This is a genomic window from Rhodococcus sp. P4_C10 (assembly GCF_056402135.1).
Genome location: NZ_JBFUHZ010000065.1, coordinates 1 through 18,966, shown reverse-complemented (window position 1 = coordinate 18,966; position 18,966 = coordinate 1). Strand labels below are relative to the sequence as shown.

Here is an 18,966-nt window from a genome sequence, read left to right as displayed (position 1 = left end):
TTGCTGGCCAGCGACGGCGAGATGAGGGCGCTCTCGTCGGTGCGGGTGATGACGGCGCCGGGGGCGTCCTTGGATCCGTCGGGCAGCGGCACGRAGGTGTCGGCGGCGGCGACGCTGTTGGACAGCAGGCCGATCGTCAGGGCTGCTGCGGCGCCGAGACCGGCGATACGGGTGCCGCGGCGCAGGCCGGACAGGTTGTTGGGCATCAAATCGTTCCCCTCACAAGACTTTTCGACCCGGCTTCTCGGGCGCGCGGAGCGCTCGAGCGGCGAGATCCATTCCGCGGGAAACTTAACCAAGGCTAAATAGGTTTGCAATTTCGTTACCCGGTGACCTTGGTCACGGCTCTGGATCCGGTCCCGTCAGTCGCATCGCCGCACACCCGTTAGCCTTGCCACATGGCACCCGACAAGACACCCGGACGGCCCGCGAAGAAGGATGCACTGGGGGCCAAAAGGCCCAGCGCGACAGTGAAGAATCGCGGCCCGATCATGGTGCGCCGCGACCGCAAGTCCGGGTCGAGCACCGCCGATCAGCGGCTCCTGGACCAGCGCGGTCCGACCGACTGGGTGCACACCGACCCGTGGCGGGTGCTGCGAATCCAGAGCGAGTTCGTCGAGGGCTTCGGCGCGCTCGCGGAGGTGCCCCGGGCCGTCACGGTGTTCGGCTCCGCGCGAACCGGGCCCGATCACCCCGAGTACGTCGCGGGCCGTGAACTCGGCGCCGCGCTCGCCGAGGCCGGGTACGCCGTCATCACCGGCGGCGGGCCCGGCGTGATGGAGTCCGCGAACCGCGGTGCCAGCGAGTCGGGTGGCTACTCGATCGGGCTCGGCATCGAGCTGCCGTTCGAGCAGGGCCTCAACGAGTGGGTCGACCTCGGCATCAACTTCCGCTACTTCTTCGCCCGCAAGACCATGTTCGTCAAGTACTCCCAGGCGTTCATCTGTCTGCCCGGTGGATTCGGCACCCTGGACGAGTTGTTCGAGGCGCTGACCCTGGTCCAGACCGGCAAGGTCACCCGCTTCCCGATCGTGTTGCTGGGCACCGAGTACTGGTCCGGACTGGTCGAGTGGATCCGGAACACCATGCTCGGCAGCGGCAAGATCTCCGAGGGCGACGTCGAGTTGCTGCACGTGACCGACAGCATCGACGAGGCCGTGCGGATCGTCGTCGAGTCGCAGCACGGGGTCGACGCCGCGGAGCTGATGGGCATCGAGGAGGAGTGGTGAGGCTCGGCCGCGCGATCTGCGTGTACTGCGCCTCCGGTCCCGTCGACGACTCCTACCTGGAGCTGGCCGCGGAGCTGGGCACCGAGATCGGGCGCCGCGGACTGCAACTGGTCTCCGGCGGTGGCAACGTCTCGATGATGGGCGCGGTGGCGGCCGCGGCCCGTGAGGCCGGCGCGTGGACGATCGGGGTCATCCCGAAGGCGTTGGTGCACAGGGAGGTCGCCGACACCGGCGCCGACGAGCTGATCGTCACCGACACCATGCGTCAGCGTAAGCAGATCATGGAGGACCGGGCGGACGCGTTCATCACCCTGCCCGGCGGCATCGGCACTCTCGAGGAACTGTTCGAGACGTGGACCGCCGGCTACCTCGGCATGCACGACAAGCCGGTGGTGATGCTGGATCCGGGCGGACACTACGCCGGGCTGCTGAGCTGGCTGGACGGGCTGCGGGCGGGCGGCTTCGTGCAGCAGCGCGCGCTGGACTCGCTGCGGGTCACCGACACCGGGCCAGGAGCGGAGCCTGCGCAGCGACCAGAAGGGCCAGGAGCGGAGCCTGCGCAGCGACCAGAAGGGCCAGGAGCGGAGCCTGCGCAGCGACCAGAAGGGCCAGGAGCGGAGCCTGCGCAGCGACCAGAAGGGCCAGGAGCGGAGCCTGCGCAGCGACCAGAAGGGCCAGTAGCGGAGCCTGCGCAGCGACCGGATATGCCGCCGATGCCGTTGCCGACCCTGTGTGGCAAGCCGGTGGCGACCGACCGGGCCCTGGTGATGGCCATCGTGAACCGGACTCCGGACTCGTTCTACGACCGCGGCGCCACGTTCACCGACGTGGCCGCGATGGCGGCCGTGCACCGGGCGGTGGCCGAGGGGGCCGACCTGGTCGACATCGGCGGAGTCAAGGCCGGACCGGGCGACGAGGTGGACTCGGCCGAGGAGATCCGACGGGTGGTGCCGTTCGTGGAGGCGATCCGCGCGCAGTACCCGGACCTGTTGATCTCGGTCGACACCTGGCGCTCGTCGGTGGCCCGGTTGGCCTGCGCGGCCGGCGCGGACCTGATCAACGACACCTGGGCGGGCGCGGACGGCGAGCTGGTCGCGGTGGCGGCCGAACTGGGCGCCGGCTACGTGTGCTCGCACACCGGCGGAGCGGTGCCCCGCACCCGGCCGCACCGGGTGCGGTACGACGACGTGGTCGCGGACGTGGTCGCCGAGGTGGTCGGTGCGGCGGAACGGGCCCGCGCGCTCGGCGTCCCGGCGGACGGGATCCTCATCGACCCGACCCACGATTTCGGCAAGAACACCTTCCACGGCCTCGAGTTGTTGCGTCGAGTGGACGATCTGGTTAAGACCGGATGGCCGGTGCTGATGGCGTTGAGCAACAAGGACTTTGTCGGGGAGACTCTAGGAGTTGAACTCACCGAGCGGCTGGAGGGCACATTGGCAGCGACAGCACTGGCGGCCGCGAACGGTGCCCGGGTGTTCCGTGTCCACGAGGTTGCCTCCACCCGTCGAGTCGTCGACATGGTCGCGTCCATCGTCGGCACCCGGGCGCCCGCCCGCACCGTGCGGGGCCTGGCATGAGCATCGTGCGCGCGACCGGCGCGCAGGTCTGGTCCGAGGCGAACACCTGGGACCACCCGCAGTGGACGGTCGCCGAACTGGAGGCCGCCAAGGGGGGGCGCACCGTCTCGGTGGTCCTCCCGGCCCTCAACGAGGAGAAGACCGTGTCCGCGGTGGTGGACTCGATCCACCCGCTGCTCGGCGGGCTGGTGGACGAGCTGATCGTGCTCGACTCGGGCTCCACCGACGAGACCGCGGAACGGGCGGCGGCCGCAGGTGCCACCGTCGTCAGCCGGGAACAGGCCGTGCCCGAGCTGGCGCCCGCACCCGGCAAGGGCGAGGTGCTGTGGCGCTCGATCGCCGCGAGCACCGGCGACATCATCGCGTTCGTGGACTCCGACCTGATCAACCCCGACCCGCAGTTCGTGCCGAAGCTGCTCGGCCCGCTGCTCACCGTCGACGGCATCCACCTGGTCAAGGGCTTCTACCGGCGTCCGCTGCGGCTCAGCGGCACCGAGGACGCAAACGGCGGCGGCCGGGTCACCGAGCTGGTCGCGCGGCCGATGCTCGCGGCGATGCGGCCGGAGCTGACGGCGGTGCTGCAGCCGCTCGGCGGCGAGTACGCGGGCACCCGGGAGCTGCTCTCGGCCGTGCCCTTCGCGCCGGGCTACGGCGTCGAGATCGGGCTGCTGCTCGACACCTACGACCGGCTCGGCCTCAGTGCGATCGGTCAGGTGAACCTGGGGGTCCGCAAGCACCGCAACCGGCCGCTGCTGGAGCTGGGCGTGATGAGCCGGCAGATCATCGGGACCATGTTGGGGCGGTTCGGGATCGAGGACTCGCGGGCCGGGCTGACCCAGTTCCCGGTCCAGGGGGACTCCTTCCTGCCGGTGACCACCGAGGTGTCCCTCGAGGACCGGCCGCCGATGAACACCCTGCGGCCCTGACCCGTCGGTGAGGCGCGCCCGTCGGGGCGTGCGGCGACGTCGCGGCGGTCGCGATGTCGGCGGCCCGTGACAAGATCGGGTCATGTTCACGGTGCTGCTCTACCTAGTGGTGATGGCGCTCGTCGGTGGCGTCCTGTTCCTGGTGGCGACGTCGGTGTTCGGTCGCGGCGAGGAGATGGCGCCACTGCCTGCCGGGACGACCGCCACCATGCTGCCGGCCCGGGACGTAGTGGGTGCGGACGTCCGGGCGCTGCGCTTCCAGCAGACGGCCCGCGGCTACAAGGCCAGCGAGGTGGACTGGGCGCTGGACCGACTGGCCGCCGAGATCGATGCCCTGCGCGGCGAACTGGCGCAGGCCCGCGCGGCTCCCCAGGCGCCCGAGGAGATCGCGTCGGAGGCGGGCCAGGTGGGCGAGGAGGATCGGCAATGAGCACGGATCCCGGCCCCGACACCAGGATTCGCTGCCCCTGGGCGGTGGACGCCTCCGGCTCGACGCTCTACCGCGACTACCACGACTTCGAGTGGGGAACCCCGCTGCACGGCCGGGACGAGCTTTTCGAACGGATCTGTCTCGAGGCCTTCCAGGCCGGGCTGTCCTGGATCACGGTGCTGCGCAAGCGGGAGGCGTTCCGGGCCGGGTTCGCCGGCTTCGACGTCGAGGCCGTCGCCGGCTTCGACGCCGACGACGTCGCGCGGTTGACGGCCGATCCCGGCATCGTCCGGAACCGGGCCAAGATCGACGCCTGCATCGGCAACGCCCGCGCCGTGCTGGCGCTGACCGACACGGACCTCGACTCGCTGCTGTGGTCGTTCGCGCCCGAGCCTCGGGGTCGGCGTGTCCGCAGCGTCGAGGACGTCCCGGCGATCACCGACGAGTCCACCGCGATGTCCCGGGAACTCAAGCGCCGCGGCTTCCGGTTTGTCGGTCCCACCACGGCATACGCGCTGATGCAGGCCACCGGGATGGTCGACGACCACCTCGACGAATGCTGGGTTCCGAGGCGCTGACGGAGGCCCCCGGGGCGGCCGGACGGGCCGCCCGCAGGCCGTTTGGGAGCCTCAGGTTCCCGTCGAATCGGACGATAGGGAAGAATATGTCTGTCGACCCGGCAAAATCCGCCGGGACCGGCGGTAAGCCTAGGCGCAGAGCAGGGCGGCGCAGATCTGGAGGGAGCAGGTAATGGCGGCCATGAAGCCCCGGACCGGTGACGGTCCCCTCGAAGCAACCAAAGAAGGACGAGGGATCGTCATGCGGGTTCCGCTCGAGGGTGGAGGTCGGCTAGTCGTCGAACTGACCCCGGACGAAGCCGCTGCACTGGGAGACGAACTCAAGAACGTCACCAGCTAGCTGCTTCGCGGTCGGTGCGGGTTTGCACCGACACTCGACGTGCAACAGGCCCCGCACGCCGTCCCCGGCAGGCGGGGCCTCGTCGTGGGCGCAGTCGGGTGGTCGCTCAGCCCGGAGTCACCGATCCAAGGAGTTTCGATCATGCTCGACGATGTCGTAGACCTGCTCGCGTGCCCGCACTGCGGCAGCCCGCTCGACCCAGTGGACCGCACCCTGCTGTGCGAGCGTGGGCACAGCTTCGACGTCGCCAGGCACGGCTACGTCAGCCTGTTGCCGGGGGCCTCGAAGATCACCGGGGACTCCGCCGAGATGATCGCTGCGCGCGGACAGTTCCTCGACGGCGGGCACTTCGACCCGCTGCGCGAGGCGGTCGCGTCGGCCTGCGCCACGACGGCCGTCGCCGAGCCCGCGGTGCTCGAGGTCGGTGCCGGCACCGGGCACTACCTCGCGACGGTCCTGGACGCGCTGCCGGGGGCCCGGGGCATCGGGCTCGACGTCTCCAAGCCCGCGGCTCGCCGGCTCGCCCGGGCACACCCCCGGGTCGGCGCCGTGGTCGCCGACATCTGGACCCAGCTGCCGGTGCTCGACACCGCGGTCAGCCATGTGCTCTCGATCTTCGCCCCGCGCAACGCCGCCGAACTGCGGCGGGTGCTGCGGCCCGACGGCGTACTGGTGGTGCTCACTCCCACGGACCGGCACCAACACGAGCTGGTGGACCTGCTGGGCCTGGTGCGGGTGGACGAGAACAAGACGGTCCGGCTGGGGGCCTCGATGGCCGGGCACTTCGAGCGGGTCGACCGGGTCTCAGTCGACTATCCGATGACCTTGACCCACCGCGAGATCGAGTCGCTCGTCGCGATGGGACCGTCGGCGCGGCATCTCGACGACAGGGTGCGTGCGGAGCGGATCGCGCGGCTGCCCGAGCCCGCGGTGGTGACCGCGTCGGTCACCGTCTCCACCTACCGGACGGCGTAGCCGGCGGGCACCCGACCGGTGTAGTGCCCGATCGCCGCCTCGTAGACCGCCAGCGTCTGAAGGGCGATCTGCGCCCAGGAGAAGTCCGAGATGGCCCGCCTGCGGCCGGCGCGGCCCATCTCGGCCGCGGCGACCGGGTCGGACGTCACCTCGTTGACGGCCGCGGCCAGCGCCCGCTCGAACGCCTCCGGCTCGTACGAGTTGTAGTGCACGAGGCGGCCGGTGACGCCGTCCACGACGACCTCGGGAATGCCGCCGACGTCCGAGGCCACCACCGCGGTCTCCGTGGCCATCGCCTCGAGATTCACGATGCCGAGCGGCTCGTACACCGACGGACACACGAACACCGTTGCCGCGGAGAGCAGTTCCCGGACCCGCGCGGTGGGCAGCATCTCCCGGACCCAGCGCACGTTGCCCCGCGCGCGGGACAGTTCGGCGACCGCGCGTTCGGTGTCGGCGGCGATCTGCGGGGTGTCCGGCGCGCCCGCGCACAGCACCAGTTGCACAGCCGGGTCGAAGTCGTGGGCCGCCGCGATCAGGTGGCGCAGTCCCTTCTGCCGGGTGATCCGGCCGACGAACACGGCGATCGGGGCGTCCGGGTCCACACCGAGGTCGGTCAGGACCGAACCGGCCCGGCCCGCAGGTTCCGGGTACCAGACGTCGGTGTCGATTCCGTTGCGCACCACGTGCACTCGGTCCGGGTCGACGAAGGGGTAGGCGTCGAGCACATCCGCGCGCATGCCTTCGCTCACCGCGATGACGGCGTCGGCGAACTGCATGGCGTTGCGCTCGGACCACGACGAGATCCGGTAGCCGGCGCCGAGCTGCTCCGCCTTCCACGGCCGGCGCGGTTCCAGCGAGTGTGCGGTGAGCACGTGCGGCATCCCGTGCAGTTCGCCGGCGAGGTGCCCGGCCAGGCCGGTGTACCAGGTGTGCGAGTGCGCCACGTCCGCCCCGGCCGCGGCCGCGGCCATCCGCAGTTCGGCGGAGAGCATCGAGAGCGCGGGATTGGCCGCCGACAGAGCCGGATCCGGCTGGTGCACGACGGCGCCTTCGCGGGCGGTGCCCATGCAGTGCACGTCGACCTCGCAGAGCCGCGTGAGCTGCGCGACGAGCTCGGTGACGTGGACCCCGGCCCCGCCGTAGATCTCGGGTGGGTACTCCCTGGTCATCATTGCCACGCGCACGGGCTAAACGTAGCCGCCGCGGCCGGGGACGGCCACCGCTCGGGCCGCGGCGGTTCGGGCGTGTCCCGGACCCGGGCGGGTCCCGCTTCTGGCCGGGGCCTCGGGCGGGTCGCTCTCGGGCGGAGCTCGGGCGGGTCGCTCTCGGGCGGAGCCTCGGGCGGGTCCCGGTAGCGGGGGTGGGGCGGTGCCGATAGGTTGACAGGGTGAGGAGCCAGCCGCATGTGCTTGGAATCGTGCTCGCCGGCGGCGAGGGGAAGCGTCTTCATCCCCTGACCGCGGACCGGGCGAAGCCCGCCGTGCCGTTCGGTGGGGCCTACCGGCTCATCGACTTCGTGCTCAGCAACCTGGTCAACGCCGGTTACCTCCGGATCTGCGTGCTGACCCAGTACAAGTCGCACTCCCTGGACCGGCACATCTCCCAGACCTGGCGGCTGTCCGGATTCGCGGGGGAGTACATCACCCCGGTCCCGGCCCAGCAGCGGCTCGGCCCGCGCTGGTACACCGGCAGCGCCGACGCCATCTTCCAGTCGCTGAACCTGGTGTACGACGAGGACCCCGAGTACATCGTCGTGTTCGGCGCGGACCACGTGTACCGGATGGACCCGGAACAGATGGTCCAGCACCACATCGACTCCGGCGCCGGCGTGACGGTCGCGGGGATTCGGGTGCCGCGCAGCGAGGCGACGGCCTTCGGCTGCATCGACAGCGACGAGTCGGGGCGGATCACCCAGTTCCTGGAGAAGCCGGTGCACCCGCCGGGCACCCCCGACGACCCCAACGTCACCTTTGCGTCGATGGGCAACTACGTGTTCACCACCAAGGTGCTGGTGGACGCCATCCGGGCGGACTCGGAGAACTCCGACTCCGACCACGACATGGGCGGCGACATCATCCCCGCGCTGGTGGCGGCCGGCGACGCCGCGGTCTACGACTTCAAGGACAACGTGGTGCCTGGCGCCACCGACCGGGACCGCGGCTACTGGCGCGACGTCGGGACCATCGACGCCTTCTACGAGGCGCACATGGACCTGGTCTCCGTGCACCCGGTGTTCAACCTCTACAACCGGCGCTGGCCGATCCGCGGCGCGGCCGAGAACCTGGCGCCCGCGAAGTTCGTGCAGGGCGGTCTGGCGCAGGAGTCGGTCGTCGGGGCGGGGTGCATCCTGTCCGCGGCGACGGTGCGCAACTCGGTGCTCAGCTCCAACGTGATGGTCGACAGCGGCGCCACCGTCGAGGGCAGCGTGCTGATGCCCGGCGTCCGGGTCGGCAAGGGTGCCGTGGTGCGGCACGCCATCCTCGACAAGAACGTGGTGGTGGGGGAGGGCGAGATCATCGGCGTCGACCTCGAGCGGGATCGTCAGCGGTTCGCGGTCAGTGCCGGCGGCGTGGTCGCCATCGGCAAGGGCGTCTGGATCTAGGGCGGGGAATCTGGACCCGGTCAGCCGGTCCGCAGGTCCCGTCGGCGCAGTCCGACCAGCCCGGCCGCGATCAGCGCCACGTCGACCAGCAGCAGCCACGCCACCGGTGCGAACTCGAACGGGGCGCCGGGGAGCTTGGGTGTGTGGGTGAACGGCTCGAGGTCGAGCACCCACTGCGGGACGCCGGAGATCGACCCCAGCAGGTACAGCGCGACGAACGCCACCAGCACACCCCACGCCACCGGTGTGAAGCGCGGAGCCAGCCCGAACAGCGCGACGGTCACGGCGGCGAGCATCCAGATCGCGGGCAGCTGCACCAGGGCGGCGGCCAGCACGCCGGGCAGCGTGCCGCCGACGTCGCCGGCCGCGGCCCCGTAGGCCAGCCCCGCCACCAGTCCCGCGGCCAGCATCGCCACGGCCGGACCGGCGATCGCGAGCACGAGATGGCTCGCGGCCCACCGGGTTCGGCCGACCGCGCCGGAGAGCACCGTCTCGCCGCGCTGCGCGACCTCCTCGCCGTGCAGTCGCAGCGCCGACGAGATCGCCAGCGCCGCAGCGCCGACCGCGAGCATGGTGAACGCGATGGTGACGAAGGAGTCCTCCAGGGCCCGCGATCCGCCGATCCGGTTGACGATGTCCCGGATCGCGTCGCTGCCCCCGATCTCGTCGCCGATGCCGTGCACCACGCTGCCGATCAGCAGGGCGTACAGGCAGATTCCGACGGTGGACGCCACGAGCGCGCCCCGCTGCAGCCGCCACGACAGGCCGAACGGGCCGCTCAGCGCGGGCGCCGCGGTCGGCGGGCCGGGACGTTCGGCGATCAACCCGGCCCCGACGTCGCGACGCCGCAGCAGCGCGTAGGCCACCGCGGTGAGCGCGACCGTCGCCGTCAGGTGCAGCAGCAGCACCCACCAGCGGTCGCCGGCGTACGGGCGCACCTGAAGGGACCAGCCCAGCGGCGAGAGCCACGACAGCGCCCCCGAGCCGGCGTCGCCGACGGCCCGCAGCGCGAAGGCCGCCCCGAGCGCGGCGAACGCGATGCCGCGGGCGGTGCGGGCGCTGGTGCTGAGCTGGGCGGCGACCGCCGCGACCGCGGTGAACACGATCCCGGAGCCGGCCAGCGCGAGACCGAAGGCCAGCGAGCCGGCGTGCGGCACGTCGGTGGTGAGCAGTCCGGCGGTACCGATCAGCCCGGTCGCGATCGAGGCTCCGAAGGCGACCGTCAACGCGGCGGTCAGCCCGGCGTACCGGCCGACGGAGGTGGAGTCGAGAAGCTCTGTCCGGCCGGACTCCTCCTCCGCTCGGGTGTGCCGGATCAGGGTCAGGATCACCGCGACCGCGATCAGGGTGTGGAACATGCCGGCCTTCCAGATGCCGACCGCGCCCAGGCTGTCGTTGTAGATCGCGCCGTACATGGCGCGTTGCGCGGGACTGCTCATGATCGTGGCCGCGAAGGACGCGCGGTCCGCCGCGGAGGGGTAGACGCTCTCGATGCTGCCCACGTACACCGACGCCAGCGGCAGCGACAGCAACAGCACCCACAGCGGCAGCACGATCCGGTCTCGTCGCAGGACGAGTCGCAGCAGTGCGAAGGTGCCGGTGAAGTTCGACGCTCGCCGCGGGGCCGCCGCGGGCGGGCGCCGGCCGGCGATCGTGGCGGTGCTCATGCCGACACCTTCTCCCCACTGGTCTCGGGGCCGTCGACCCCCGCCGCTCCGTCGATCTCGTAGTGGCGCAGGAACAGCTCCTCCAGGGTCGGCGGCTTGCTGACCAGGCTGCGCACGCCGGTGTCGCCGAGGACCCGGATCAGTTCGCCGAGGTGCTCGCTGTCGACCTGGCAGTGCAGGGTGTGATTGTCGAGGGAAATGTCCTCGACGCCGGTGAGGTGGCTGAGATCTCCTGGGTCACCGAGCAGTTCGGCACTGATGGAGGTGCGGCTCAGGTGGCGCATGTCGGCCAGCGCGCCGCTCTCGACCGTCCGGCCGGCGCGGATGATCGTCACCCGTTGGCACAGCGCCTCCACCTCGGACAGGATGTGACTCGACAGCAGCACCGTGACGCCGCGCCGCGCCGCCTCGGTGACGCACTCACGAAAGACCTGTTCCATCAACGGGTCCAGTCCGGACGTCGGTTCGTCGAGCAGCAGCAGTCGCGCATTCGACGACAGGGCCGACACCAGGGACACCTTCTGCCGGTTGCCCTTCGAGTAGGTTCGCGCCTTCTTGCGCGGGTCGAGGTCGAACCGCTCGACGAGTTCGGCGCGCCGCGAGGCGTCGATGCCGCCCCGCATCCGGCCGAGCAGGTCGATCGTCTCCCCGCCCGACAGTGAGGGCCACAGGGTGACGTCGCCTGGCACGTAAGCGATCTCGCGGTGCAGGTCGACCGCGTCGGCCCACGGGTCGCGGCCCAGGACGCGGGCGGTCCCGGACGTCGCCTGGAGGATTCCGAGCAGCACCCGGACGGTGGTCGACTTCCCGGCGCCGTTGGGCCCGAGGAAGCCGTGCACCTCGCCCTCGCCGACGGTGAGGTCCAGGCCGTCGAGCGCGTGCACCTGGCCGAAGTGCTTGTGCAGGTCGTGGACTTCGATGATTTCAGTCATCGATTCTCCTAAGGGGCTGTACCGCTTGTGGTTTCGACGTCTGTCGAGGATTCGGCGCGCTGCTGGAGGACTGTGTCGAAGAAGGTCGTGTCGATGAACAGTCCCTCGGTGAAGAGTTCGAGGGCGGGAAACATGATCTCGTCCGTGAGGTCGCGCAGCGCGCGCCCCCAGTCGACGGGGTCCTCGTGCTCGCCCCGCATCTGCAGGAACAGCAGGGTGCCGCCCATGTTCTGCATCGCGAGGTAGCGCGCCCGTGCCGCCGGGTCCCGGCTGGGCCGGAGTGTGCCGGCGGCCACCGCGTCCGCCAGGTACTGCTCGGTGGTTGCGACGAGGTGCTCGAACATCGACCGCGCCAGTGAGCCGCCGGCCTGGTAGCTGCGCACCAGGTAGGCCACCAGGGGCGCGTACTCCTCGACCTCGGCGAGTTGTTGCAGCAGTCCGGTGGCGCTGGGCCTGGTCAGGGACTCGGTCTTGGCGACCCGGATGGCCTCGAGGACGTGGGCGTCGCACTCCTCCCGCAGCGCGTCCTTGGACCCGAAGTGGTGGTTGACCAGTCCGGGCGAGACGCCGGCGGCCGCGGCGACCGCGCGCACCCCGGTCGAGAATCCCTGCTCGCCGAACACGGCGATCGCGGCGTCGCGGATCCGGGCGCGGGTGGTCCGGTCCCGGTTGGGGGCCTGCGGGTCGACGTTCATTGAACGCATGTTCAAAACTCTAAACGCCCGTTCAATCGGGCGGCAAGGGGTCGGCCCGTCAAGGAAACGTCAAAATGCGTCAGCCGCGGGAGGCGCAGAGCACTCCGTCGCCGACCGGCAGCAGCACCTTGGTCAGCCGGTCGTCCTCGGCGATCGCGCGGGCCGCCGCCCGGACCGCGAGGGTGGTCGCGTCTCGGGCCGTCACATCGACCACCCGGCCGCCGTACAGCGCGTTGTGCAGCACCAGCACCCCGCCGGGGCGGAGCAACCGTACGCACTCCTCGACGTAGCGCGGGTGGTCGGCGGGCGAGGTGTCCACGAAGACCAGGTCGTAGGCGCCGTCGGCGAGTCGCGGCAGCACCTCCAGGCCGTCGCCGTTGATCAGGCGCGTCCGGGAGGAGGTGATGCCACCGGACCGGAAGGCGTCCTTTGCGGCGCGCTGCAGCTCGGGTTCCGCGTCGATGGTGGTGAGCACGCCGTCCGCACGCATGCCGTCGAGCAGCCACAGGCCGCTCACGCCGGCGCCGGTGCCGATCTCCACCACGGTCCGGGCGTCGAGCATCTGCGCGAACAGGCTGAGCAGTGCGCCCACAGACGCCGGCACGGGATCGCCGCCCAGATCCTCGGCCCGTTCGCGGGCGGAAAGGAGGACCTCGTCCTCCAGGACGGAGTCCTCGGTGTGGGCCAGTATCTGGTCGCCATTGGTCTGCACGATGTCGAGGCTATCGCCGTCGCGGCGCGGCCGGGCACAGGCGCGCGAGTACGGCGGATTCTCAGGCCCCGCTCAGGTTGCTCATAGTGCGCGCACATCCGGGTACGAAAGGCTGAACCCGTCACGAGATCACCAGACCGCATCGGTGGCAGCTACGAACGTGAAGTCGCGACGGGGAACATTCCGGACAACCCGGGCGTTGTACCCCTTACGCGTCGAAAGTGTGTCGCGTAGTTGCCGCCAGCTGTCCTGAGCAGGAGGTCCACCACATCTCGATGATCAACGCCGAGCCCGTCCTCGCCGCCGCATCCGCCCAGCTCCCAGATCTGAACAACATCGCCGATCCGGCCCAGTTGCTCGAATCGGCCGAGTCCGCCGACCTGCGCGGCACGGCCGCGTTCGACGCGAGCGGCGGCCAGTCCGCCATGCCGTCGTGGGACGAACTGGTCCGTGAACACGGCGATCGCGTCTACCGACTGGCCTACCGGCTGTCCGGGAACGCCCAGGACGCGGAGGACCTCACCCAGGACACATTCATCCGGGTTTTCCGTTCGCTGTCGAATTACCAGGCCGGCACGTTCGAGGGTTGGCTGCACCGGATCACGACAAACCTCTTCCTCGACATGGTGCGCCGCCGTAACCGGATCAAGATGGAGGCGCTGCCAGAGGACTACGAGCGGGTGCCCTCCGATCGGCCGAACCCCGAGGAGATCTACCACGACGCCCGCCTCGACCCGGACCTCCAGGACGCGCTCGACTCGCTGGCCCCGGAATTCCGTGCCGCCGTCGTGCTCTGCGACATCGAGGGCCTGTCGTACGAGGAGATCGGTGCCACACTGGGCGTGAAGCTCGGTACCGTACGGAGTCGGATCCATCGCGGACGGCAGGCGCTGCGGGACCACCTGTCAGCCTCGGCTGCGGCCGCGGGCAGGACAGGTACATCGGCGGTGACCACACGGTGAAGGTGCAGGAGGGATCGATGACGCAGGCAGGCGGACGGCGCCAGTTCAGTTCCACCGAGCATCTGGCCAGCGAGGCCGTCGCCGCGTACGTAGACGGCGAACTGCAGATGAACGCCTACCTCAGGGCCGCCCAGCACATCGCCGAGTGCCCGGAGTGTGCGGCCGCGGTGGATGCGCAGCAGCATGCCCGGGTGGCGTTGCGCCGCTCGGCCGAGATCAGCATGCCCAGCGGGCTGCTGGGACTGCTCAGCCAGATCCCCATGTGCACCCCGCCCGCGGACGCCGAGCCCGACGGCCGGCCCGGTGCGGACTCCCCGTTCGGACGTCGGCGCGCCGCGCTGTCCGCGCGGATGAACTCCTACTCGCTGCCGACTTGGCGCCGATTCCGCTGACCTCACCCCTGCCCGCGTCGGTGCTCGCCGATGTGACGGCGTCGGTGATACTGGAACACGTGACTGCCGCCAACGAGGGACGCGAGTCCGCGTGAACTCCGACTCGACCCAGCCGGACTCCGCCCCGCCGCGCCTCGCGCCCCGCCCGCTCTACCGACCCGCCGTGGACCCGGCGTCCGCCGCCGCGTTCGGTCGCCCGGCCGGTACCAGCGAGTCCTTCGCCCCCGATCGCGACGCCGGCCACGACCCCGCCCTGACAATCGGGCCGCCCGACCCGGTCCTGGCCGAGGCGTTCGGCCGGCCCCACGACGCCGTCGAGTCCATCCAGCGTGACCCGGACGGCGACGCACCCCGCAGCCCCGAGCCGACGGCACCCGCCGATCCGTGGCGTGATCCCGATGCGGCGGTCAGCCTCGGCTCGGCCGCGCTGACGCCGCCGCCGGTGGCCGCGGCGCCCCCCGCACCCAAGCTCACCGTCCGCGACGTCCTGCTCGGCGACCGGATCGCGCCGCGCGCGCTGGCGGTCCTGGTCGGCGGCGCGCTGGCCATCGGGCTGGTCGGCGGCGTCGTGGGACGGGTCACCGCCGAGAACGTCGGCGCGCTCACCAGCCAGAAGGTCTCGCTCACCCAGTCCGGTACCGACGACCGCGAGGCCGGCCAGGTGGCCAAGGTCGCCGCGGCGGTGCAGCCGTCGGTGGTCTCCATCCAGGTGGCGCTCGGCGACGAGTCCGGCACCGGCTCCGGCGTGGTCATCGACGGCGCCGGCTACATCGTCACCAACAACCACGTGATCTCGATGGCCGCCACCGACCCCGAGAAGGCGACGCTGCGCGTGGTGTTCGACGACGGCACGCGGGTGCCCGCCGAGATCGTTGGCCGCGACACCAAGACCGACCTCGCCGTGATCAAGGTGGACGTCGGCAACCTCACCGTGGCCGAGCTCGGCAGGTCCGCCGACGTCTCGGTCGGGGACGACGTGGTCGCGGTGGGCTCGCCGCTGGGCCTGAGCAACACGGTGACCAGTGGCATCGTCAGCGCGCTGCACCGGCCGGTCCGGCTCGGCGGCGACGGCACCGACACCGATGCGGTCATCGACGCGGTGCAGACCGACGCGGCGATCAACCCCGGCAACTCCGGCGGGCCGCTGGTGGACCACGAGGGCCGGGTCATCGGCATCAACTCGGCGATCCGCAGCGAGAGCGGTGGTTCGGTGGGACTCGGTTTCGCGATCCCGGTCGACGACGTCACCGCGGTCGCCCAGGCGCTGATCCGTGACGGCGTCATGCACCACTCGGAGATCGGCGTCAACGCGCGGTCGGTGACCAACGAGCAGACCACCGGCGCCCAGGTCGCGAACGTGCAGGCAGGCAGCCCTGCCGAGCAGGCGGGCATCGTCGAGGGCGACGTCATCGTCAAGGTGGGGGACCGGGCGGTGGCCGGCGCGGACGAGTTGGTGGTGGCCGTGCACCAGCAGCCGGCGGGCCAGTCCGTGCCGGTGCAGCTGATCCGCTCGGGACGCTCGGTCGAGGTGCAGGTGACGCCGGTTTCGGACTGATCCCACCCCACCTGTTGTGAGTTTGGCGGTGCGGGCGGCGGTCCGTGGCGGCGACACGTACTCTGGTCAACGTGTTTGGCAACATTGGCTGGGGCGAGTTCATGGTCCTGCTCGTCGCGGCGCTCGTGATCCTCGGACCCGAGCGTCTGCCCGGTGCTGTGTCCTGGGTGACGAAGTCGCTGCGTCAGGTGCGCGACTACGCCGGTGGCGCCACCTCGCAACTCAAGAACGAGCTCGGACCGGAGTTCGAGGACCTGCGTAAACCCCTCGCGGACCTGCAGCAGTTGCGCGGCATGACGCCGCGAGGGCTGATCACCAAGCACCTGCTGGACGGTGACGACTCGGTGCTCCGTGACGTCGAGAGCCTGCCCGGCGACATCAAAGCTGCCGCGACAGGACCGGCCGCCGCCGGGGCCGTGGGACCGCCGTCCCGGCCGTCCCCCACGCCACTGGCCGAGGGAATTCCGGCAGGGCCCGTCGTGTCGGGCGGAAGTCGGGTCGGTCAGGACCCGAAGGTGTTCTCGATGAGACCTGGTTCGCCGACCCACCCGCTGCCGGTGTCGAGCGAGCCGAACATCGGCCGGATCGGCGCCGGCGCAACCAGGTCGCGGTGGCTGTTCGCGAAGACCACCTCGCCGTCGACCGTGCAGCGGTGCCGCACCTCGTAGACCCCGTCCGCCACGGCGGGCCACGAGTAGCCGATCCAACCGTCGGCGTTCGGGGCGGCAGGGGCGATGTCCCGGACCACCGTGCCGGTGCCCTGGTCGAGCAGAGTGGCGCCGCAGAGCGCAGACGCGTCGACCCCCTCGACGGATGCGACCACGTCGCTCTCGATGATGTCGGCACTGGACACGGCGGCCGCGGATGCGACGCCGGGCGAGAGAAACAGCAGGGGCACGGTGGTGGCGGAGAACAGCGCGGTGCGGAGGACGGCCTTGTTCATACCCGGATTCCTGTCGTCGGATGCCGCAGGGCGGCATCGATGATTGGTTCGGGTGCGAAGGTAACCTGCTGGGCGATTTGTCGGAGTCGAATCGCCCAGCCGCGGTTGCTACAGGTGACGCGTGGTGTCGATGCCGAGCGACATGCCGGCGAGTCCACGCGAGCGCACCGCGAGCTTCTCGGCGATCTCACGCAGCGCCGTGCCGGCTGGGGAGTCGGGCGCGCTGAGCACGATCGGGACACCCTCGTCGCCGCCCTCACGGACCGCCTGCTCGAGCGGGATCTGGCCGAGCAGCGGCACCTTGGCGCCGACGGCCTTGGTGAGCCGGTCTGCGACGGACTGGCCGCCGCCGGAGCCGAAGACGTCCATCCGGGTGCCGTCGGGCAGATCCATCCAGGACATGTTCTCCACGACCCCGACGATGCGCTGGCGGGTCTGCAGCGCGATCGCGCCCGCCCGCTCGGCGACCTCGGCGGCGGCCTGCTGCGGGGTGGTGACGACCAGGATCTCCGCGCCGGGGATCAACTGGGCGACGGAGATCGCGACGTCACCGGTGCCCGGCGGCAGGTCGAGGAGCAGCACGTCCAGGTCGCCCCAGAAGACGTCCGCCAGGAACTGCTGCAGCGCGCGGTGCAGCATCGGCCCGCGCCACACGACGGGGGTGTTGCCCTGGGTGAACTGCGCGATCGAGATGAGCTTTACGTCGTGCGCCTGCGGCGGCATGATCATCCGCTCGACCTGCGTCGGCTTGGCGTCGGTGCCGAGCATGCGGGGCACCGAGTGGCCGTAGATGTCGGCGTCGAGCACGCCGACGGACAGGCCACGGGCGGCCATCGCGGCGGCGAGGTTGACCGTGACGGAAGACTTTCCGACGCCGCCCTTGCCGGAGGCGACCGCGTACACCCGGGTCAGCGAGCCGGGCTGGGCGAACGGGATGACCGGTTCGGCCGAGTCGCCGCGCAGCGACTTGCGCAGTTCGGTGCGCTGCTCGTCGTCCATCACGTCGAGTTCGACGCGGATGGCGCCGATGCCGGCGACGTCGGCGACGGCCTTGGTGACCCGGTCGGTGATCTCCGTGCGCATCGGGCAGCCGGCCGTGGTGAGCAGGACGACGATGTCGACGCTGGCGTCGTCGGCAATCTCGACGCTCTTGACCATCCCGAGCTCGGTGATGGGTTTGTGGATCTCGGGGTCGATTACCCGGGCGAGCGCGCTACGAACGTCGGACTCGGTCACTGCTGGCATACCCCCCATGGTAGTTGGGTGCCGAATCAGTGGATTCGCGGGAGGGCGTCCGCGGTCGGGCCGATGCCAGTGGAGTACGCCAGCGACCAGGCCGTCACGTTCGCGACGTAGGCCATCGAGTTGTTGTACCGCAGGATCGCCTTGGTGGCGGAGGCGAGGTCACGCATGTTGGTGCCGCCGTCGCACAGGTAGTTCGCGGTCGCCATCGCCGCGTCGTAGAGGTTCTGCGGGTCGATGACGCCGTCGCCGTTGCCGTCGGCGCCGTAGCGCTCCCACGTCGTCGGGATGAACTGGGTCGGGCCCACGGCGCGGTCGTAGACGGAGTCGCCGTCGAGGCGGCCGCCGTCGCTGTCCATGATCACGGCCTGGCCGGGCAGGCTGCCGTCGAGCGGCAGGCCGATCACCGGCTCGAGCAGGTTGCCCTTGTCGTCGGCCTTGCCGCCGTTGGCGTGGCTGGACTCGACCCGGCCGATCCCGGCCACCTGCATCCAGGAGATGCCGCAGCCGGGGGTCCGCTCCGCCTCGATGCGCTCCGCGTTCTGGTACGCGGCGAAGTTGATGCCGGGGATGCCGAGCGGGCCGTCCGGCAGCGGCACGGGGATGGGGGCGGGCGCGGCGGCGGCCGGCTCGGGGATCGCGACCGGCGCGGGGGTCTCGGCGGCGGGCTGAGCCTCGGCGACCGGGGTCGCGACGGGGGCGGGGGCGTCCGGGATCGGTGCGGACTTGGCGGTCGTGGCGAGAAAGGGAATGGCGGGTGCGGCGCCCGAGGTGGCGGCCACCGCGACCAGTCCGCCGGGGATCATCCCGGTCAGTGCGATGACGGAACTGCGGCGCAGCGCAGAGTCGGACTTCTTGTTGTGACGACCCACCGAGATACCTCCTGCGAACCCCGGGTGGGGCTTTGCGATTGCTGTAGACCGCAGTCGAGGCTACCCGATTCGAGATTGTTCCGTTATTCATCTGTGATCAAAAAACCGAGACAGTTGTAATTTATGCAGGCCAACGCGGGTTTTCAGGTGTGTCGTTTTGATATCGAACGGGCGTGTCGGAGTTACCTGAGTGACCGGAGTTTCTTACGGGCCAAAGCCCCGGGAGCCGGGGTCCCCGGGAGTCGGGGTCCCCGGGAGCGGGCCCTGCTACGGAAGCGGCGCGGGGGCGGGGGCGGCCCCCGGTGCCCCCGGCGCGGGTGCCGGCGCGCCC

At 70.9% G+C, this 18,966-nt stretch carries 18 protein-coding genes and 3 pseudogenes; 13 read left to right on the top strand and 8 right to left on the bottom strand.

The window, feature by feature from the left end; all coding sequences use genetic code 11:
• A pseudogene (locus AC1DWC_RS25495) lies at positions 1-206 on the bottom strand (MspA family porin); the annotation flags it as partial.
• A 192-nt stretch (positions 207-398) separates the two neighbouring features.
• Here AC1DWC_RS25495 and AC1DWC_RS25490 point away from each other — a divergent pair.
• The 8 genes and pseudogenes from AC1DWC_RS25490 (at position 399) to AC1DWC_RS25455 (ending at position 6,058) form a co-directional block, all read left to right on the top strand.
• Positions 399-1,229, top strand: coding sequence for an LOG family protein (locus AC1DWC_RS25490; protein ID WP_477842531.1), 831 nt, complete (start codon positions 399-401; stop codon positions 1,227-1,229).
• Positions 1,223-1,723, top strand: a pseudogene (locus tag AC1DWC_RS25485) (LOG family protein); the annotation flags it as partial. The gene AC1DWC_RS25490 and the pseudogene AC1DWC_RS25485, both read left to right, overlap by 7 nt.
• Positions 1,724-1,933: 210 nt before the next feature.
• Positions 1,934-2,809: a dihydropteroate synthase gene (gene folP / locus AC1DWC_RS25480; RefSeq protein ID WP_477842538.1), complete on the top strand. Its 876-nt coding sequence runs from the start codon at positions 1,934-1,936 to the stop codon at positions 2,807-2,809.
• Positions 2,806-3,735, top strand: a complete 930-nt coding sequence (locus tag AC1DWC_RS25475) for a glucosyl-3-phosphoglycerate synthase (RefSeq protein WP_072845975.1) — start codon at positions 2,806-2,808, stop codon at positions 3,733-3,735. Before folP ends, AC1DWC_RS25475 begins: the two co-directional genes overlap by 4 nt.
• An 82-nt stretch (positions 3,736-3,817) precedes the next feature.
• Entirely contained in the window at positions 3,818-4,165 is a 348-nt protein-coding gene (locus tag AC1DWC_RS25470; protein WP_477912534.1) for a DivIVA domain-containing protein, read from the top strand.
• Positions 4,162-4,743, top strand: coding sequence for a DNA-3-methyladenine glycosylase I (locus AC1DWC_RS25465; RefSeq protein WP_477912532.1), 582 nt, complete (start codon positions 4,162-4,164; stop codon positions 4,741-4,743). The genes AC1DWC_RS25470 and AC1DWC_RS25465 overlap by 4 nt, the downstream gene beginning before the upstream one ends.
• Positions 4,744-4,915: 172 nt before the next feature.
• Positions 4,916-5,083: a DUF3117 domain-containing protein gene (locus AC1DWC_RS25460; RefSeq protein WP_005059648.1), complete on the top strand. Its 168-nt coding sequence runs from the start codon at positions 4,916-4,918 to the stop codon at positions 5,081-5,083.
• Positions 5,084-5,224: 141 nt separating this feature from the next.
• Positions 5,225-6,058 carry a putative RNA methyltransferase gene (locus tag AC1DWC_RS25455; RefSeq protein ID WP_477912530.1) on the top strand — a complete coding sequence of 278 codons (834 nt, stop codon included), beginning with the start codon at positions 5,225-5,227 and terminating at the stop codon, positions 6,056-6,058.
• Here AC1DWC_RS25455 and glgA read toward each other — a convergent pair.
• Positions 6,043-7,245 (bottom strand): glycogen synthase, encoded by a 1,203-nt coding sequence (glgA, locus tag AC1DWC_RS25450; RefSeq protein ID WP_477912528.1) that lies wholly within the window; start codon positions 7,243-7,245, stop codon positions 6,043-6,045. The two genes, AC1DWC_RS25455 and glgA, sit on opposite strands and share 16 nt — an antisense overlap.
• A gap of 203 nt (positions 7,246-7,448) precedes the next feature.
• Here glgA and glgC point away from each other — a divergent pair, with 203 nt between their 5' ends.
• Positions 7,449-8,663 (top strand): glucose-1-phosphate adenylyltransferase, encoded by a 1,215-nt coding sequence (gene glgC / locus AC1DWC_RS25445; RefSeq protein ID WP_477912526.1) that lies wholly within the window; start codon positions 7,449-7,451, stop codon positions 8,661-8,663.
• 20 nt (positions 8,664-8,683) lie between these two features.
• Here glgC and AC1DWC_RS25440 read toward each other — a convergent pair whose 3' ends face one another.
• From AC1DWC_RS25440 to AC1DWC_RS25425, 4 genes are all read right to left on the bottom strand, one after another.
• Positions 8,684-10,330: an ABC transporter permease gene (locus AC1DWC_RS25440; RefSeq protein ID WP_477912524.1), complete on the bottom strand. Its 1,647-nt coding sequence runs from the start codon at positions 10,328-10,330 to the stop codon at positions 8,684-8,686.
• On the bottom strand, positions 10,327-11,262 hold the full coding sequence (locus tag AC1DWC_RS25435) for an ABC transporter ATP-binding protein (RefSeq protein WP_477912523.1): 936 nt from the start codon (positions 11,260-11,262) through the stop codon (positions 10,327-10,329). The genes AC1DWC_RS25440 and AC1DWC_RS25435 overlap by 4 nt, the downstream gene beginning before the upstream one ends.
• 8 nt (positions 11,263-11,270) lie before the next feature.
• A complete protein-coding gene (locus tag AC1DWC_RS25430; protein ID WP_477912521.1) occupies positions 11,271-11,966 on the bottom strand; it encodes a TetR/AcrR family transcriptional regulator in 696 nt (231 codons plus the stop codon).
• 70 nt (positions 11,967-12,036) lie between these two features.
• Positions 12,037-12,669, bottom strand: a complete 633-nt coding sequence (locus AC1DWC_RS25425) for an O-methyltransferase (protein ID WP_072845983.1) — start codon at positions 12,667-12,669, stop codon at positions 12,037-12,039.
• A 275-nt stretch (positions 12,670-12,944) separates the two neighbouring features.
• Between AC1DWC_RS25425 and sigE the strand changes: the two genes are divergently transcribed.
• The 4 genes and pseudogenes from sigE to tatB form a co-directional block, all read left to right on the top strand.
• Positions 12,945-13,631: an RNA polymerase sigma factor SigE gene (gene sigE / locus AC1DWC_RS25420; protein ID WP_477912518.1), complete on the top strand. Its 687-nt coding sequence runs from the start codon at positions 12,945-12,947 to the stop codon at positions 13,629-13,631.
• Between the two features lie 17 nt (positions 13,632-13,648).
• Positions 13,649-14,023 carry a zf-HC2 domain-containing protein gene (locus AC1DWC_RS25415; protein ID WP_477912516.1) on the top strand — a complete coding sequence of 125 codons (375 nt, stop codon included), beginning with the start codon at positions 13,649-13,651 and terminating at the stop codon, positions 14,021-14,023.
• Between the two features lie 91 nt (positions 14,024-14,114).
• Positions 14,115-15,578: a S1C family serine protease gene (locus AC1DWC_RS25410; protein ID WP_477912514.1), complete on the top strand. Its 1,464-nt coding sequence runs from the start codon at positions 14,115-14,117 to the stop codon at positions 15,576-15,578.
• A 71-nt stretch (positions 15,579-15,649) separates the two neighbouring features.
• A pseudogene (gene tatB, locus AC1DWC_RS25405) lies at positions 15,650-16,024 on the top strand (Sec-independent protein translocase protein TatB); the annotation flags it as partial.
• A gap of 605 nt (positions 16,025-16,629) precedes the next feature.
• Here the strand turns inward: tatB and AC1DWC_RS25400 are convergent.
• Positions 16,630-17,766: an Mrp/NBP35 family ATP-binding protein gene (locus tag AC1DWC_RS25400; protein ID WP_477912512.1), complete on the bottom strand. Its 1,137-nt coding sequence runs from the start codon at positions 17,764-17,766 to the stop codon at positions 16,630-16,632.
• Positions 17,767-17,792: 26 nt separating this feature from the next.
• The gene (locus AC1DWC_RS25395) at positions 17,793-18,635 is read right to left on the bottom strand and encodes a lytic transglycosylase domain-containing protein (protein ID WP_477912510.1); all 843 of its coding nucleotides are present in this window, start codon (positions 18,633-18,635) and stop codon (positions 17,793-17,795) included.
• Positions 18,636-18,966: the final 331 nt, after the last annotated feature.

What these genes read in the sequence shown, in the direction of transcription:
- AC1DWC_RS25460 (WP_005059648.1), top strand. Translation starts at nt 4,916, where the DNA reads ATGGCGGCCATGAAGCCCCGGACCGGTGACGGTCCCCTCGAAGCAACC.
- AC1DWC_RS25415 (WP_477912516.1), top strand. Translation starts at nt 13,649, where the DNA reads ATGACGCAGGCAGGCGGACGGCGCCAGTTCAGTTCCACCGAGCATCTG.
- AC1DWC_RS25400 (WP_477912512.1), bottom strand. Translation starts at nt 17,766, where the DNA reads ATGCCAGCAGTGACCGAGTCCGACGTTCGTAGCGCGCTCGCCCGGGTA.
- AC1DWC_RS25435 (WP_477912523.1), bottom strand. Translation starts at nt 11,262, where the DNA reads ATGACTGAAATCATCGAAGTCCACGACCTGCACAAGCACTTCGGCCAG.
- sigE (WP_477912518.1), top strand. Translation starts at nt 12,945, where the DNA reads ATGATCAACGCCGAGCCCGTCCTCGCCGCCGCATCCGCCCAGCTCCCA.
- AC1DWC_RS25465 (WP_477912532.1), top strand. Translation starts at nt 4,162, where the DNA reads ATGAGCACGGATCCCGGCCCCGACACCAGGATTCGCTGCCCCTGGGCG.
- AC1DWC_RS25470 (WP_477912534.1), top strand. Translation starts at nt 3,818, where the DNA reads ATGTTCACGGTGCTGCTCTACCTAGTGGTGATGGCGCTCGTCGGTGGC.
- AC1DWC_RS25440 (WP_477912524.1), bottom strand. Translation starts at nt 10,330, where the DNA reads ATGAGCACCGCCACGATCGCCGGCCGGCGCCCGCCCGCGGCGGCCCCG.
- AC1DWC_RS25475 (WP_072845975.1), top strand. Translation starts at nt 2,806, where the DNA reads ATGAGCATCGTGCGCGCGACCGGCGCGCAGGTCTGGTCCGAGGCGAAC.
- AC1DWC_RS25430 (WP_477912521.1), bottom strand. Translation starts at nt 11,966, where the DNA reads ATGCGTTCAATGAACGTCGACCCGCAGGCCCCCAACCGGGACCGGACC.
- AC1DWC_RS25490 (WP_477842531.1), top strand. Translation starts at nt 399, where the DNA reads ATGGCACCCGACAAGACACCCGGACGGCCCGCGAAGAAGGATGCACTG.
- AC1DWC_RS25455 (WP_477912530.1), top strand. Translation starts at nt 5,225, where the DNA reads ATGCTCGACGATGTCGTAGACCTGCTCGCGTGCCCGCACTGCGGCAGC.
- folP (WP_477842538.1), top strand. Translation starts at nt 1,934, where the DNA reads ATGCCGCCGATGCCGTTGCCGACCCTGTGTGGCAAGCCGGTGGCGACC.